Source organism: uncultured Campylobacter sp., from assembly GCF_905373215.1.
Taxonomy (GTDB): Bacteria; Campylobacterota; Campylobacteria; order Campylobacterales; family Campylobacteraceae; genus Campylobacter_B.
In genome coordinates, this window is record NZ_CAJPRT010000003.1 from 48,114 (window position 1) to 62,130 (window position 14,017).

Here is a 14,017-nt window from a genome sequence, read left to right on the forward strand (position 1 = left end):
TTGACCGAATTTGCCTCGCCGAAGCGCTTGATCGATGAAAGCGCCAAATTTTGATAGACGCGCGATAAAAAGCGTATTTATCCTCGCTATTTGATTTAAATTTAGCCCCGTAAAGGGGCTAAATTTGCGCTTATTTCTCGCCAAGCGGCCAGTAAACGATCGGTTTAGCTCCAAGTCTTGCTTCACCGTGATACATGCCGAGCTTGTCTTTCGTCCACGCAAAGCCCGTGTGTCCGTGCTTGTCGATCGAGATGATGCCGCCGCTGCCGCCGAGCGCTTTGACCTCTTTTACCGCTTCTTCGGCGGCCTTTTGCACGTCGGAGGTTTTGTATTTATACAGAGCCGAGACCTCGTGCGCGGCGTTTACGCGCATATAGATGTCGCCCGTGCCGGTGCAAGAAACCGCGACAGAGTCGTTGTCGGCGTAGGTTCCCGAGCCGATTATCGGGCTATCGCCGATGCGACCAGTCATTTTATTTGTCATGCCGCCCGTGCTGGTTGCCGCGGCTAGGTTGCCGTTTTTATCCAGCGCGATTGCGCCCACGGTGCCAAGATACGGACGCTCGTGTAAATTTAGCGACGTCTTTTTCGCCTTTTCGCTATCAAGTAGCAGCTTTTGTTTCTCTTTGGCTTTTTGCAGCGCATCGTATCTAAACTGCGTGAAAAAATACTTCTGATCGACCATCTCTAGACCGTTTTCTTTGGCGAGCTTGTCAGCCCCCTCGCCGGCGACTAGCGTATGCCACGTCTTATCCATCACGAGCCTGGCGCCTAGGATAGGGTTTTTGATATGCCGTGCCATCGCGACCGCGCCCGCTTTTTTGGTCGAGCCGTCCATGATCGAGGCGTCGAGCTCGTTAAATCCGTCGGCGGTAAATACCGCGCCCTTGCCCGCGTTGAAATTCGGATCGTCCTCAAGCACCATAATGGCCGCCGTTACGGCATCCATAGCGCTGCCGCCTTTTTCAAGCACGGCTTGACCCGCCAAAAGCGCTTTTTTCATAGGCTCCTCGCGGATTTTAAATTCCTCCTTGGTCAGATCAAGCCCGCTGGTGCCGCCGTGAATGACGATGACGGGGGAAAATTTCTCCTGCGCATTCGCAACCGTTAGCCCGAGCAGGGCCAAACTCGCCGCCATAAAAACGGCTTTTGAGAGTGAAAAGTGCTTCATATCTCATCCTTTCGAAAAAATTGGAGAATTTCTAAGGAATGATATAACTTTGCACTTTTCGTTTCGCTTAATCAAATGCGAATTTGGCTGGATCTAAATCTAATGCTTTGAGTTTAGGATTAAGCTTTCGCCGTCAAATTTAACGTAATTTAATTTATGGCACAATCTGATGGATCGATTTAAATTTTATAATTTTGAGTTTGAGCGTTAGTAAAATTTAATTACCGCAGCTCGATAAATTTCAACCGCACGCCGTAAAATTTTAGCGCGCGGCCGTATTTTAAAGGGTGCTATGCGAGCGAGCTCAAGCACGCACCCGCCGGCAAAGCAGGCTTTAAATCAAAACGGCCTCAAGCTCGCCGTACGCGATCATTTAGTGTTGCGTCGAAACCGACGCCAGTATGTTTTGACGGCTCAATCGCAGCTTTTTTCTCCGCGGCAAAGGCGCGCCAGGTCGTATTTTAGCAGCACCAAGCCAAGGCCTAGCAAGAAAAGGTCTTTAAAGATAAAGCCGTCGATCTTACCCAACTGCGGCAGTAGGCTGAGCGTGCTCAGCGCCATGACGATTACGATGAGATCGCCCACGGCGCCCGCCTTCGGTTTGAAAAAGCCCGCGATGAGCGAGAGATAGCCCACGGTCTCCACCACGCCCAAAAAATAGCTCGCGCCGGCGTCCCCGAGCGCTGAGGGCAAAAACGAAAGCCATGTCTGCGAAAAGAGCGGCTTTAAAGCCTCCACTTCAAACTCAAACCACTTGTAGTTGCCCATCACGGCAAGCACGATGATAACGGAAAGCCTAGCGAATATAATATCCGCGTCGCCTGCGACAAATTTTTTTACGATCTCCTTCATACGGCTCCTTTGTAAATTGTGTAGCGGTATGATAGCGGGCTTGCGTGTAGGCTACGTGAAGAGGCGAAATTTCAAATCTACGGCTCCGCGAAATTTGAAATTCCATGCCGCGCGCCGTAAAATTTCAACGTGCATACAAAATTTTAAAATTCGCGCCTAAATTTAAGCTATAATCGCTTCAAATTTTAAGGAGCCGCAAATGCTAAAATCATATCCTCTTGCGATGCAGGGCGTGGAGTTTCGCGGACACGGCGTGACGGGCATTTATGAGATGGGCGAGCGGATTGCCTTCGTCCACTTTGCCTTTGCAGCCCCTAGCGAGCAAAACATCGCCGCGAAGCTAACGCCCGGCTACGTGCTGCTAGATACGTTTTCGCGCGATTTTAGCGAACGCAAAAGATCAGTGCTTGCTACGAGCAGCGCGAAATTTTCTCTGCCGCCTCCGCGCTTTGTTACCCGCAGGACGGCCACTTCGTGCTAAATACGAGATACTACGAGGGCTTCGTCGATTCGCCCGCAAAACTCATCAAAATACAAGACGGCGAAATGAGCGAGCTTGGCGACGCTCCTGCGCCCGTGAAGCAGATCTACAACGATGCGCGAACCTACGAATTTGAGGGCTTTGTCGTGCGGATGAGTTCGCCCTTCATGATGGAGTGTATAGCTTCGCAGGACGGATCAAATTTAAGCGGCGCGGCGGCTGATTTAGGCGGCACGCTAAATTTTAGCGGCGCGGCGGGCGAGAATTTAAAAAATTCCTCCGAAAATGTCGGCGCGGCGGCTGTTTGTAAAGCGAGCAAAAGCGATCCACGCAATGAAACGAGCGAGGCGAAAGATAAAATTTCAAACGGCGGCAAGCAAACGCGCAAAAAAGCGGCCGCAAAAGGCAAAACGCTTTGGCGGCTGAAGCTCGGCGCGTATCTATATACTCCGGTTTGCCTGCGCGGCGCAGCGACGCCGCATTTTGATGCGCAAGATAAGCGGCGGGGTCTCTAGACGCTGTATTTCGGCACCGCGGGCAAGGGCGGGCATCTATATGCCGTGAGCGCGGCGAGTGGCGAGGTGATCTTTAAGCTTGACACCGGCGGCACCGAGCATTTTGCGTGGTGCGAGGATAAAATTTTACTCGCAGATCGCCGCGGCAAGCCGGTTTTGATTAGCGCGGACGACGGCTCGATCTTAAAAGAGGTGGAATTCGGCAAGTTTCGATTCGGCTCGGATCAGATCATGCTCGCTAGCAAAGGGCGCCTCTACGCCGTGGCAAACGACGGAGTCGCGATGCACGCAGTCTGCGCTGATTTATAAAATTTAACCGCAAGGCTTGGGGTACTGCCCGCTTTGGCTATGAAATTTACCTAGTTCGGCGGGGCGCGGTCATAACCCAAAAGCGTCCGATTTCAAATCACCGCAGCCCCGCTCGCTAAATGAAATTTATTCGCCCGGCGCGTCGTTTCGAACTGAAATCCAAACCCCTCGCCTTAAAATTTAAAGCGGTCGCGGCAAATTTCAAGGCGCGAAGTGATGCGAGCTGCCGTGAAATTCCATAGAGCTTTGCGGCGTACGCGGGCAAACCTCGGCGATGATATTGATCGCGACGCCCGCCTTAGCGGCAATCGCATAGATTTTAGGCAAAAACTTCGGCGCGAAGCTGAACAAAATCTCGTACTCCTCGCCGCTTTGCAGCGCAGCCTCGCTAGGGCGGGCGATCCAGCGCGCACCCACGCCGCTAGCCTCCAGCAGGCGGGGTAGATCCTGCGCGAGCCCATCGCTAATATCCATCGCCGCGCTGATGAACTTCGCCGCCTTGTAAAAAAACTTATCGCACAAGACGGGCCTGACGAAGCGCGAATTCTTTGAAATTTTTGCGCGCAGATCCTCGCGCAAGCGATATGAGCCACTACCCGGCACAGGATTTTCACATGCGAGGCTTTGCGCCGTAGGGCTCTTGTGATCGTCTCTACTCCGCGACACGGAATTTTGCGCCGAATTTTCGGCGTCCAGGCTCGGCGGCTCGACGTACGCAGGCAAAATTTTATCGTCCGTGCTTCGCACCTCATCGCTTGGACCTTGTGCCGACGAAATTTTATCGTTTCGGTTTCGCGTCTGCGAGCTAGCGGGCGAAATTTCATCTCTTAAAAGCACCGCCAGATCGCGCCCGACGCTACCTAGCTCGCCAGTATGCGCGATGAGATCGCCCACGCGCGTGCCGCTGCGAAACACAGGGCGCTTGCACTTGCCGATCAGGCTCACGCTAAGCGCGATGCGATCCGAACCGATCGTGTCGCCGCCGATGATCCGTATGCCCCACGCGCGCGCCGTTTCGCTCACGCCCGCGCACAGCTCGTCGATCTCGCGCGCGTCGATCTCGCGCGGCAGCGCAAGCCCCAGTAGGGCGTATTTGGCGCGCGCATTCGTCGCGATCATATCCGAGATGTTTACAAGCATCGCCTTTGCGCCGATCTCGCGCAGGCTCAGCCAGCCGCGGCGAAAGTGCACGCCCTCGACGAAAAGATCCTTACAATACGCTCGCTCGCCGATTACGGCGCAATCATCGCCGTTAAGCTTCGATCTAAATTTATCAAAAATATACCGCTCTTTATCCATACGCCCTCCGTTAAATTAGCGTTACGCCACAGCTGTGCGAAGGCTAAGAAGCCCGCATTCGCGGGCCTTTGTTTAAATTTCGTCGCATACGCGCAGCAGGAATTCTATGCTCCGCTTTGCAAGATTATAGCGTAAATTTAGATTTTCGCCGCGCGAGTTTGGCTGCGGTTCGATGCGGCTTGATAGCAAAATTAGAAATCGCGTAAGTTTTGAGGCTTTGGCGCGGCTCGGTATAACCTGATGCGGACGGAAGTCTGCGATAAAACTGCGCCCGCCGCATAGACAGCCCCTAAAAGCTTCTAGCTCGCGGCGCGGCGCCGAACCGCAGTCATAGCGCACTCAAAAGCGCCCGCAAAGCTTCATGCACTAGCGAAATCGCGACTTTTAATGGCTGCGATGCGAGGATAAATCGCCGCGCAGGCACGGATGCCGTTTCAAATCTACGGCGCGGGTATAAATTTTGCTTTCAAAATGGGGCTTCAAAAGTGCAAGCTCCGCCATGCCGTCTAAATCCGCCGCAAGCCCGCACCGCCCGCAAACGACATAAAATTCTGCCGCGCCCCAAGCGCTCAAACCGCGTAACGCCCCGAGCCGAATTCATCGCAGCGCAGCGGCAAAATTTCACGAAACGCCGCCGCCTAGCAACCCGCTAGCCCTTCTTTAGCTTCCTAAGCTCGCGCAGAACCGCCGCTTTGTTCTTACTATCTTTTAGCGCATCGTAGCACTGCGCGAGTAGCTCTAGCGCGTGAGCCAGAGCCTGCTTGTGAGCCGGCAGCCGCTGATATGCCAAAAGCGCCGTCGCATCGTCTCTCATCGCCGTGAAATGTCTCAGCGCCGCAGACGGATCGCCGCGTATCATCGCGATCTCGCCTAAAATTTCGTGTCCGTCGTAGCCCGAGTGCTCGTAGGCGGTGCCGCGCATGCCCTCGTAGAGCTTTACCGATCTGTTCGCGTAATCCTGCGCCGCAGCTAGATTTTTCTGCGCATAGCTCGCAGAAATTTTACTCGCGCCCGCCTCTTTGTAAATAGCCAAAAATTGTCGCGCGATCTGTAGATAAAGCCCGCCCGTATCGGGCTCCGTCGCATCCGAAAGCTCCGCTGCGGCAAGCAGATGCTCTAGCGCGGCGGCACACTCGCCCGGCCCCGCATACAGCTGCGCGTAATCCCGCGCGAGCGAAGCCCTACGCGCGCGCTCGTCCGATCCGTCCTCTATAAACGGGCGCAGATGCAAGCAGTGCGCCTCCCATTCGGCCAAATCTCGCAGTGCACGACGCTTGGGCTCAGACGCCGACTCATTCAAAGCGGAGCTAGCCTTAGCACGCAGATACTCGCACGCGCCGCTAGCTCTGCCTTCGGCCTCGTAGGGATCGGGTGTGAGCGTTTGCAGTCGGGCGAAAATCTCCTCCGCACGCACGGGATCGCTCTGCAAAAACATAGTCCAAACAAACAGCGCCCGCCCATATTCGCGCACAGCGCTCTTGCGATCGCCGCGAGCCTCGTAGATGCGCCCGAATGTATAAGCGCTCTCGTAATTTACGGCATCGGCATATATCTCCGCTACCCCGCTTTGCATGGAGCTCGCGTCCGTCGCCAGCGAGATCGCGGCGTCGGTATCGCCGCGCTGCAGGGCGATGCGCGCGCGGACAAATCTGCTAAAAATCCGCCCTACTTCGATGCGCTTTAGCTCGCTAAGCTCCTGTGCCCGCACGGCGAGCTCTTCGGCGCGAGAGATCTCTTTAGCAAGCAGCGCCCGATCGGCATTTTCTAGCAATCCCCAAATTTCGCGCATAGAAGACGCGGTGGAATTTTTAGCGGCAGCATTCGCGGAGGCTGTGTTTTTTGGCGCGGAAATCTCGGACGGGGCGGAATTTTTGACGGCATTATTCGCACCGGTAGAATTTGCGACGTCCCCAATGGGGGCGCCGTTTGCGGCATGGGTGTTTTCGGCGGGCGGCGGGACCTGCGCGCAGGCCGCAAGAAATAAGCCGAGCGCGACGTAAAGTAAAATTTTCATAGGCGACCTTTAGAATTTTTGCCCGATTATAGCAAAACAAAGTTTAAATTCCGCGGCGGCGGAGCCTGCGTCTGCGCAGAACTATGTCGAGCCCGAATGAAATTTTAAAATTCTACCGAGCGACGTTCGTAAGCCGCGCGAGTTTGGGCGCGGGCTTGCGTACGGCTCAATAGCGAAATCGGCAATCGCATGAGTTTTGAGGCTTAGCGCGGCTCGGTATGACTTGATTCGGACGGGGCCCGCGATAAAACAGCGCCTGAGGCTATTTTTGCATGCGCCCGCCTGCGCGCACTCCCGCAGATGACGGATCTTTAAAACGGCAAGTTTGAAATTTTAAAATTTAGCGTAGCCGCAACGATATTAAATTTAAACGCTGCGTAAGCGTAGCAAAGATAGAATTTAGCGCTAAATTTAAAACCGTAATGCGACATTCAAGCAAGGAGATAAAATGAACGATACGAAACCGAGCGAGCCGCTACTAATCATAAAAAGGGCTAGGCGTTTTTACGGGCCTTTTTATGCGGTAGTTAAAATTTTGCAATTTTATATCGCCATTGTTTTTATTATGCTTGATAAACCTTATGCGCCTATCGCAGGCTGGGTGATGCTGATCGGTCTTTTTTATACGACGGTTATTCCGAATTGCTTTAAATTTATTGCGTGCTATGATGATCGTATGATAGTGAAATATTTTTTCTGGGAAAAAGTTATCATGCTTACAGATATAAAGGAATTCACCGCATATAAAATCCCTATATCATTTAAACAAATTTTAGCTATAAGACTTAAGCCGAAGATTTATGATATATTGGTTTATCTAGGCTCAATCTCTATACCGATGGACTACATAGCCAGCAATGATTTTGAAAAGCTGGAAATTCTACTAAAAGAACGCAATGTAAGATATTTCAATTTTAAAAATTTTAAATATGAATAAATTTTGTATGAGGAGCGAAAATGGGTTGCAACCGTAGTTATCAAACTATAAAAACAGGCGGATTTTTTAATTTCGCCATGAAATTTCTTGTTGCAATATTTTTTGCGATTGTTCTATTCGGCTGCGACGGTAATGAATGCCGCAACGAATACAATAATAAGGCGTTTTCTATTATAACTGATAATTTAAAGGATAAGGAAAATAGAGATTGGACGTGCGGGTCTATTGACAACTATGAATACTTCATAAATTTTTACGGACCTAGCAACGATGATTTAGAAACTTTATTAAAGAATGTAGCAGAAGCGGCACAAATTCCAAATGTCAAAATTACTATATCGGTTTATGAGAGATATTGGAAATGGGGCAGCAAAACTCCGCCACCATTTAGCAAGAATATATTAACCGTAAAATTAGACACAAAATCAAATTAAGGAAAATGAAATGCTGAAATTTACAAAGTGTTTCTTTTTGATAGTCGCCGCATTTATATTATTCGGCTGCGACGGCAGGGAATGTCGAAATGAGTATAACGACAAAGCAGAAGAAATAATATTTGAAGGAATAAGAGATTTAAATCATCTAGGCGGTTCTTGGTCTTGTGGAAAAATTACCGATAGATATGAGAGTATAGCAAACATTTATGGCGCTAGAGATGATGATATAAAGTTGCTCTTAAATAATTTTTCAAAAGTTACCGACATACCAAATGTTAAAATCACGATAAATGTTTATAAAGGCATAAGGTTGGCAAATAAAAATTTACCACCAAATGATGAGCCTATATTAATCTTAAAATTAAATACTCAATCGAGTCAAGCAGAATAAAATTTCGGGCGGCGCAAACCGCCCGAAACGTAGCCCGAGGTACCGCTCTAAGCCTTACTGCTCGTAAAAGCCGCTCGGTTTGGAGATCGTGTCGATGTAGATGTTTTTGGTCTGGGTGTAGTGCTCCAGGATCATCTTGTGCGTTTCGCGACCAATGCCCGATTCTTTGTAGCCGCCAAACGGCGCGCCAGCGTGGATCTGGTTGTAGGTATTGACCCATACGCGACCCGTCTCAAGCAGGCGTGCGACCGTGAGCGCCTTTGCGATGTCACGCGTAAATACGGCGCCGCCTAGTCCGTAGAGGCTGTCGTTTGCCATACGGACGAGCTCGTCTTGATCTTTAAATTTAATCACGACGCCCACGGGGCCGAAGATCTCCTCTTGCGCGACGCGCATGTCGTTGCGCACGTCCACGAGTAGCGTAGGCTCGACGAAAGCCTCTCCCGCGCTATGTCGCTTGCCGCCTACGGCGATCTTAGCGCCCTCCTCTACGCCGATTTTTACGTACTCTAAAATTTTATCGGCTTGCTTTTTGTTGATCTGGCATCCCATCTGGGTGTTCGGATCGAGCGGATCGCCCACCTTGATGCGCTTAAATTTCTCCACGAGCGCCGGTACGAATTTATCGTAGATGCCCTCCTGCACGAAAATTCTACTTCCCGCGCAGCAGACCTGGCCTTGGTTGAAAAGAATTCCCAGCTGCACGCCGTCGATCGCAACGTCGAAGTCGCAATCGTCAAAGATAATATTCGCGCTCTTGCCGCCGAGCTCAAGCGTAGCGGGGATGATCTTTTGCGCTGCGGCTAGCGCTATGCCTCTGCCGACCTCGGTCGAGCCCGTGAATGCGAGCTTATCAAGTCCTTTGTGAGTGCGGACGAACTCGCCTGCCTTGCTTCCCTTGCCGGTTACGACGTTGATGACACCCTTTGGAAGTAGCGGCGCGATTAGGCGGATGAACTCCAAAATGCTAAGGCTGGTTTCGGAGCTTGGCTTAAACACGCACGTATCGCCCGCAGCAAGTAACGGAGCGAGCTTCCACGCGCCCATCAAAAACGGGAAATTCCACGGCACGATCTGTCCTACTACGCCGATCGGCTCGCGTAAAACGACGGATAGATAGCGCTCTTTTAGCATATTGGCGCTGCCCTCCTCGCCCAAGATCACGCCCGCAAAATAGCGGAAATGCTCGATCGACCACGCTACGTCGACCGCGCGCGTCTCGCGGATCGGCTTGCCGTTGTCGATAGTCTCTACGGTGGCGATGAACTCGGCGTTTTGCTCTAGGACGTCGGCGATCTTATTTAGCAGCGCGCTGCGCTCATAAACGCTAGTGCGGCGAAAGCTCTCAAACGCCTTGCGGGCCGCGGCGACCGCTCTATCGACGTCCGCCTTGCTAGCATCTGCGATCTTTGAAATTTTCTCGCCAGTAGCGGGATTAAAAACGTCTAGGCTCGCGCCGCCTTCGGCACTCACAAACTCGCCGTCGATGAAAAGCTTATAGCTTGGTTGGATTGTAGCCATGCTTACTCCTTACGTGAAATATGACATTCGCTATTATATATCCGCGGCGATTAATGCGGCATAAATTTCGGAGCGAAAATCGGTTAAAATTTTGCGGTGTGTAAATTTGAGAAGCAATGCGGCGCCCGCGAAATTTTAAAATTTAATCTACGCGCGCGACAGCGGAGGTTTGAAGCGGCTTTGAAGCGGAGTGAAATTTGACCCGGCGCAAGCGGATAAATTTCAAAAGGTAACGTTTATGGAATGAGAGCGAGAATTCGGCTACGATAAAATTTCAGAATTCGGCTTTGCTAAATTTTAAAATTCGGTTGCTTTGAAATTTTAAAATTTGGCTCCGCCGGAATTTTGAATTCGGCTTCGTTAAAATTTTGAAATTTTGCGAGGTAAAATTTTAGAAACATTTTGCGGAATAAACTTCTAAAACAATCTTTTGCGGAGCGGGCGGTTTAAATTTACGGTGCACGACGATCGAGTCCGCACCCGCAGCCCGAAAGGAAGCCTCCGATAAAATTTTAAAATTTTACGGGATTAAATTTCTAAAGCATTTTTTGAGATGAAATTTCTAAAACTGTCTCTCGCGCAAACTTTGCAAGCCTCCTAAAGCTCGCCCATAAAGCTCGCTTGAGCGGCACCCGAGTATGACGAGAGTACAGCGCCGAAAGCAACCGCAAGCGTTTCGAAAAAGCAGATACAGGCGGCGTAACCCGCTTTCGCTCGTAGCTTCTCGGGTACAGAGGGCGTAACCGCTCGGGCGCACAGCCTAAGCTCGTGTGTACAGCTTCGGACGCAGAAGCGTAATCACTTGTGCTGCAATTTAAACGCAGTAAGCCAACCGCTCGCGCTGCGGCTCGCGGCTCATTCGAGCGCAGGAAGGACAACCGCTCCGCGTGTATCAAGCCCATTCAAGCCAAAAAATCGAACCGAGCGTACGAAGTCTCCGTCCCCACAAAAGCTATGCTCGGGCTTTTCTAACAGAGAGATCAAACCGCTTAAAATTTTAAAATTTAGGCTCGAAAAAGGTCTCTTCGTGGATGTTGGCAAAGGCGGCTTGTAGACTGATAAAAAACCTCGGATGGGCCTTTTCGTACTGCGCCAAAAGCTCCTTCGTAGCGGCGCGCGCAGTGGGCTCCTTGCCGCCGTATTGCCTCGCGGGGCAAACCTCCTCCTCGCGCATGATCGGAAGCTCGTTATCTCTGGCGCAGGCGGCGATTTGGCGCTCGCGCGTGAGAATGAACGGGCGGATGATCACAAGCCCGTTTTCGGCGACGTAGCGCGGAGCGAGGGTGCGCAGCGCGCCGTTGAAGGTGAAATTCATAAAAAAGCTTTCCGCGGCGTCGTCGAGGTGGTGGGCGATGGCGATCTTATTAAAGCCGTGTTCGAGCGCGTAGGAGTAGATGTATCCGCGCCTCATACGCGAGCAAAAGCTGCAAAACGTGGTGTTCGCGCGGATCTTTTCCTTGCCGAATTCAAAAATTTTAGTATCGATTATCTCGTAGGGGATCTCGTGCTCTTTAAAATGGGCGCTTATCTCGCGCAGGTCCTCGCCGATACCGTAGGTGACGGTAACGGCTTTAAACTCCCAATCTAGCGGGCTTACGCTTTGGAAGTGCTTCAGCACGTGCGCCAAGCTCATGCTGTCTTTGCCGCCGCTAAGAGCTAGTAAAATTTTATCGCCGCGCTCGAACATCTGGTATTTGGCGTTGGTTTGTCCGACACGGCGAAGTAGTTTTTTGGAGAGGTTTATCATAACCTTTCGATCATTTTTAGGACGAAATTTGCGCTCGTCTGCGCGCTTTTTACCATAAACTCGTCAAAGTCGAACTCGGCTTTGTGTCCCGCCTCGTCGCTTATCGCGCGCAGCACGCAAAACGGTACGCCCAGCGCGTCGCACACCTGCGCCACGCTCGCTCCCTCCATCTCGACCGCGCTCGCGTCAAACGTCCGCTCGATCCAACTCTTGCGCTCCTCGCCGCTTACGAACTGATCGCCGCTAGCGATGATGCCCGATTTTAGCGTGATGCCTAGCTGCTCGGCGACGCTTTGCGCTATGGAATTTAGCTTCGCGTCGGTTTGGACCGAAATTTTACTTCCCGGCACAAATCCGTGCGGATGCCCAAATGCCGTGATATCAAGATCGTGCTGCACGAGCGAGGTGGCGTATAAAATTTCGCCGATCTTAATGCCGCGCTTCAAAGCCCCCGCGACGCCCGTAAAAATGAGCGCGCGCGCACCGAATTTCTCGATCATAACCGTAGCGGTTAGGGCGGAATTTACCTTGCCGATCTTCGAATATGCGATCACTAGATCGTGGCCGTTAAGCTTAGCGGCGTAGAATTTATTATTCGCATGATCCACGGCCTCCACGCTCACGCCTCGTTCGCGCAGTGCGGATAGCAGCGGCTCGATCTCTTCGGGCATAGCGCCTAAGATCGCAACTTTCATCTATTCTCCTTTGCAAATTTCAGGAACTCGTCTAAGCTCGCAAGATCCGTGATGCTGAAGGTCGGCTTTTGCGTGATCTTTTTGTTTATACCTTTTAAAACTGCCGCGCCGAACTCGACGAAGCAGTCCGTCTCGCCCTCGTAATTTTTGATGCTTTGTTTGTAAAGCACGGGACTGATAAGCTGGGCTTTAAGCAGCTCCAGCGCTTCGGATTTCGCCCTGTATGCGCGCGCGGTGGCGTTAGCGACGACAGGAGCGAAGCTCTCTTTTAGCGCAGGGCGCAAAAATTCCAAAAGCTCGTCGCTAGCACTCCCTAGCATCGGACAATGGCTTGCGACGCTCATATTTAGTAGCATTGCGCGCTTTGCGCCCGCGGCTTTAAACTCGCCCTCGAGTGCTGCGAGATCATCTTTTTTGCCAGCGACTACGATCTGCCCGTCGCAGTTATAATTCGCCGCCCAAACCTGCCTACCGGCGCTTCTCGCATCCGCGCAAATTTTTTCAACCGCCTCGTCAGCAAGAGCTAAGATCACCATCATTCCTGCGTCTTTGCCCTCGCAGGCGCTCTGCATGAGCCTGCCGCGAATATTTACGAGCTTTAGCATCTGCTTCGGCTCTATGCCTCCCGCAGCGCTTAGCGCGCTAAACTCGCCCAGCGAATGTCCGAGTAAAAACTGCGGAGCGATGTTAAGCTTTTCTTGATCCGCTCTTTCTTGCAGCGCCGCAAGCACCATCATGGAATTTAATGCAATCGCAGGCTGCGTAAATTCCGAAACGTCGAGCTTGTCGTTAGGTTCAAACAGTAAATTTTTAAAATCGATGCCCGTAAAGCCTGAAGCCTCATCCAAAAGCGCGCGCGCAGAGGCGGAGTTTTCGTAAAACTCCCTGCCCATGCCTACGCTTTGGCAGCCCTGTCCTGGGAAGATAAAAGCAAATTTCATAAAAAATCCTAATGCTCGTGGTGGTGCCCGCCGCAACACTCGTGATCTTTTCCGTGATCGTGACCTCCGCAGCATTCATGACCGTCTGCATGCCCATGACCTCCGCAACACTCGTGATCCTCCGCGTGATCGTGTCCGTGTCCGCCGCAACACTCGTGTCCCTCGTGATGATGGTTATGTCCGCAGCCGCAGCTGTGCGCACCCTCCGGCTGCCCGGTAAGAATTTCGTCCGCCGTCGCTTCGCGGTTCTCGACGATCTTTATATTAAATTCCAGCTCCTTGCCCGCAAACGGGTGGTTAAAGTCAATAGTAACGTCCTGCTCGCCGATAGCTTTGACGCTCACGCGGGTAGTCGCGCCGTCCTCCGCCTGTCCGAAAAGCTCCATACCAACGACCAGGTCGATGCCCGCAAACTGCTCTTTAGGTAGGATCTGCACGGCGTCCTGCTTATACTCGCCGACCCCGTCGCTCGGGCTTATGCGAACCGTTTTGCTCTCGCCTGCTTGTAGATTTAAAATTTCATCTTCCAGTTTTTGGATGATTTGATCTTTGCCGCTAAGAAAGGCAATCGGGTCGGAGTTTAAATTTGATTCTAAAATTTCGCCGGTTTTACCGTCTTTTAGCTCATAATGCATCTTTATAACTCGGTTGTTAGCCATAGTTTTCTCCTATTTAAAATTTTATTTTTGATTTTGTATTTAAATTTA

At 51.6% G+C, this 14,017-nt stretch carries 16 protein-coding genes; 6 read left to right on the forward strand and 10 right to left on the reverse strand.

The features are described from left to right. Positions 1 to 130 precede the first annotated feature (130 nt). Entirely contained in the window at positions 131 to 1,171 is a 1,041-nt protein-coding gene (locus QZ176_RS02385; protein ID WP_295150982.1) for an isoaspartyl peptidase/L-asparaginase, read from the reverse strand. A 414-nt stretch (positions 1,172 to 1,585) separates the two neighbouring features. After that, a complete protein-coding gene (locus QZ176_RS02390) occupies positions 1,586 to 2,023 on the reverse strand; it encodes a DUF417 family protein (RefSeq protein ID WP_295150984.1) in 438 nt (145 codons plus the stop codon). A gap of 199 nt (positions 2,024 to 2,222) precedes the next feature. Between QZ176_RS02390 and QZ176_RS10400 the strand changes: the two genes are divergently transcribed. The 3 genes from QZ176_RS10400 to QZ176_RS10410 are packed head-to-tail and all read left to right on the forward strand — an operon-like array spanning position 2,223 to position 3,328. Next, positions 2,223 to 2,504 (forward strand): hypothetical protein, encoded by a 282-nt coding sequence (locus tag QZ176_RS10400; protein WP_306528219.1) that lies wholly within the window; start codon positions 2,223 to 2,225, stop codon positions 2,502 to 2,504. Continuing rightward, on the forward strand, positions 2,498 to 3,019 hold the full coding sequence (locus QZ176_RS10405) for a hypothetical protein (protein WP_306528218.1): 522 nt from the start codon (positions 2,498 to 2,500) through the stop codon (positions 3,017 to 3,019). The genes QZ176_RS10400 and QZ176_RS10405 overlap by 7 nt, the downstream gene beginning before the upstream one ends. Positions 3,020 to 3,064: 45 nt before the next feature. After that, on the forward strand, positions 3,065 to 3,328 hold the full coding sequence (locus QZ176_RS10410) for a hypothetical protein (RefSeq protein WP_306528217.1): 264 nt from the start codon (positions 3,065 to 3,067) through the stop codon (positions 3,326 to 3,328). Positions 3,329 to 3,529: 201 nt separating this feature from the next. Here the strand turns inward: QZ176_RS10410 and QZ176_RS02400 are convergent, their stop codons facing one another. The 3 genes from QZ176_RS02400 to QZ176_RS02410 all read right to left on the reverse strand — a co-directional run bounded on the left by QZ176_RS02400 (position 3,530) and on the right by QZ176_RS02410 (position 6,641). Then, positions 3,530 to 4,627, reverse strand: coding sequence for a thiamine-phosphate kinase (locus tag QZ176_RS02400; RefSeq protein ID WP_295150986.1), 1,098 nt, complete (start codon positions 4,625 to 4,627; stop codon positions 3,530 to 3,532). A 72-nt stretch (positions 4,628 to 4,699) separates the two neighbouring features. After that, complete coding sequence (locus QZ176_RS02405) at positions 4,700 to 4,966, reverse strand: hypothetical protein (protein ID WP_295150988.1); 267 nt, start codon at positions 4,964 to 4,966, stop codon at positions 4,700 to 4,702. A gap of 310 nt (positions 4,967 to 5,276) precedes the next feature. Next, the gene (locus QZ176_RS02410) at positions 5,277 to 6,641 is read right to left on the reverse strand and encodes a hypothetical protein (RefSeq protein WP_295150990.1); all 1,365 of its coding nucleotides are present in this window, start codon (positions 6,639 to 6,641) and stop codon (positions 5,277 to 5,279) included. Positions 6,642 to 7,089: 448 nt separating this feature from the next. On the opposite strand from QZ176_RS02410, the gene QZ176_RS02415 reads away from it, so the two are divergent. The 3 genes from QZ176_RS02415 to QZ176_RS02425 are packed head-to-tail and all read left to right on the forward strand — an operon-like array spanning position 7,090 to position 8,406. Continuing rightward, a complete protein-coding gene (locus tag QZ176_RS02415) occupies positions 7,090 to 7,578 on the forward strand; it encodes a hypothetical protein (protein WP_295150992.1) in 489 nt (162 codons plus the stop codon). A 20-nt stretch (positions 7,579 to 7,598) separates the two neighbouring features. Further along, entirely contained in the window at positions 7,599 to 8,012 is a 414-nt protein-coding gene (locus tag QZ176_RS02420) for a hypothetical protein (RefSeq protein WP_295150994.1), read from the forward strand. Between the two features lie 10 nt (positions 8,013 to 8,022). Then, entirely contained in the window at positions 8,023 to 8,406 is a 384-nt protein-coding gene (locus QZ176_RS02425) for a hypothetical protein (protein WP_295150996.1), read from the forward strand. Between the two features lie 54 nt (positions 8,407 to 8,460). On the opposite strand, the gene QZ176_RS02430 is transcribed toward QZ176_RS02425, so the two are convergent. From QZ176_RS02430 to QZ176_RS02450, 5 genes are all read right to left on the reverse strand, one after another. Next, a complete protein-coding gene (locus tag QZ176_RS02430) occupies positions 8,461 to 9,927 on the reverse strand; it encodes an aldehyde dehydrogenase family protein (protein WP_295150998.1) in 1,467 nt (488 codons plus the stop codon). A gap of 997 nt (positions 9,928 to 10,924) precedes the next feature. Then, the gene (locus tag QZ176_RS02435; protein WP_295151000.1) at positions 10,925 to 11,674 is read right to left on the reverse strand and encodes an ATP-binding protein; all 750 of its coding nucleotides are present in this window, start codon (positions 11,672 to 11,674) and stop codon (positions 10,925 to 10,927) included. Further along, positions 11,671 to 12,369 carry a 5'-methylthioadenosine/adenosylhomocysteine nucleosidase gene (locus QZ176_RS02440; protein ID WP_295151002.1) on the reverse strand — a complete coding sequence of 233 codons (699 nt, stop codon included), beginning with the start codon at positions 12,367 to 12,369 and terminating at the stop codon, positions 11,671 to 11,673. The genes QZ176_RS02435 and QZ176_RS02440 overlap by 4 nt, the downstream gene beginning before the upstream one ends. After that, the gene (fabD, locus tag QZ176_RS02445) at positions 12,366 to 13,310 is read right to left on the reverse strand and encodes an ACP S-malonyltransferase (protein ID WP_295151004.1); all 945 of its coding nucleotides are present in this window, start codon (positions 13,308 to 13,310) and stop codon (positions 12,366 to 12,368) included. Before fabD ends, QZ176_RS02440 begins: the two co-directional genes overlap by 4 nt. Positions 13,311 to 13,318: 8 nt before the next feature. Further along, positions 13,319 to 13,969, reverse strand: coding sequence for an FKBP-type peptidyl-prolyl cis-trans isomerase (locus QZ176_RS02450; RefSeq protein ID WP_295151005.1), 651 nt, complete (start codon positions 13,967 to 13,969; stop codon positions 13,319 to 13,321). Positions 13,970 to 14,017 lie beyond the last annotated feature (48 nt).

What these genes read in the sequence shown, in the direction of transcription:
- QZ176_RS02420 (WP_295150994.1), top strand. Translation starts at nt 7,599, where the DNA reads ATGGGTTGCAACCGTAGTTATCAAACTATAAAAACAGGCGGATTTTTT.
- fabD (WP_295151004.1), bottom strand. Translation starts at nt 13,310, where the DNA reads ATGAAATTTGCTTTTATCTTCCCAGGACAGGGCTGCCAAAGCGTAGGC.
- QZ176_RS02390 (WP_295150984.1), bottom strand. Translation starts at nt 2,023, where the DNA reads ATGAAGGAGATCGTAAAAAAATTTGTCGCAGGCGACGCGGATATTATA.
- QZ176_RS02440 (WP_295151002.1), bottom strand. Translation starts at nt 12,369, where the DNA reads ATGAAAGTTGCGATCTTAGGCGCTATGCCCGAAGAGATCGAGCCGCTG.
- QZ176_RS10400 (WP_306528219.1), top strand. Translation starts at nt 2,223, where the DNA reads ATGCTAAAATCATATCCTCTTGCGATGCAGGGCGTGGAGTTTCGCGGA.
- QZ176_RS02400 (WP_295150986.1), bottom strand. Translation starts at nt 4,627, where the DNA reads ATGGATAAAGAGCGGTATATTTTTGATAAATTTAGATCGAAGCTTAAC.
- QZ176_RS02415 (WP_295150992.1), top strand. Translation starts at nt 7,090, where the DNA reads ATGAACGATACGAAACCGAGCGAGCCGCTACTAATCATAAAAAGGGCT.
- QZ176_RS02410 (WP_295150990.1), bottom strand. Translation starts at nt 6,641, where the DNA reads ATGAAAATTTTACTTTACGTCGCGCTCGGCTTATTTCTTGCGGCCTGC.
- QZ176_RS02430 (WP_295150998.1), bottom strand. Translation starts at nt 9,927, where the DNA reads ATGGCTACAATCCAACCAAGCTATAAGCTTTTCATCGACGGCGAGTTT.
- QZ176_RS02435 (WP_295151000.1), bottom strand. Translation starts at nt 11,674, where the DNA reads ATGATAAACCTCTCCAAAAAACTACTTCGCCGTGTCGGACAAACCAAC.
- QZ176_RS02425 (WP_295150996.1), top strand. Translation starts at nt 8,023, where the DNA reads ATGCTGAAATTTACAAAGTGTTTCTTTTTGATAGTCGCCGCATTTATA.
- QZ176_RS02450 (WP_295151005.1), bottom strand. Translation starts at nt 13,969, where the DNA reads ATGGCTAACAACCGAGTTATAAAGATGCATTATGAGCTAAAAGACGGT.
- QZ176_RS02385 (WP_295150982.1), bottom strand. Translation starts at nt 1,171, where the DNA reads ATGAAGCACTTTTCACTCTCAAAAGCCGTTTTTATGGCGGCGAGTTTG.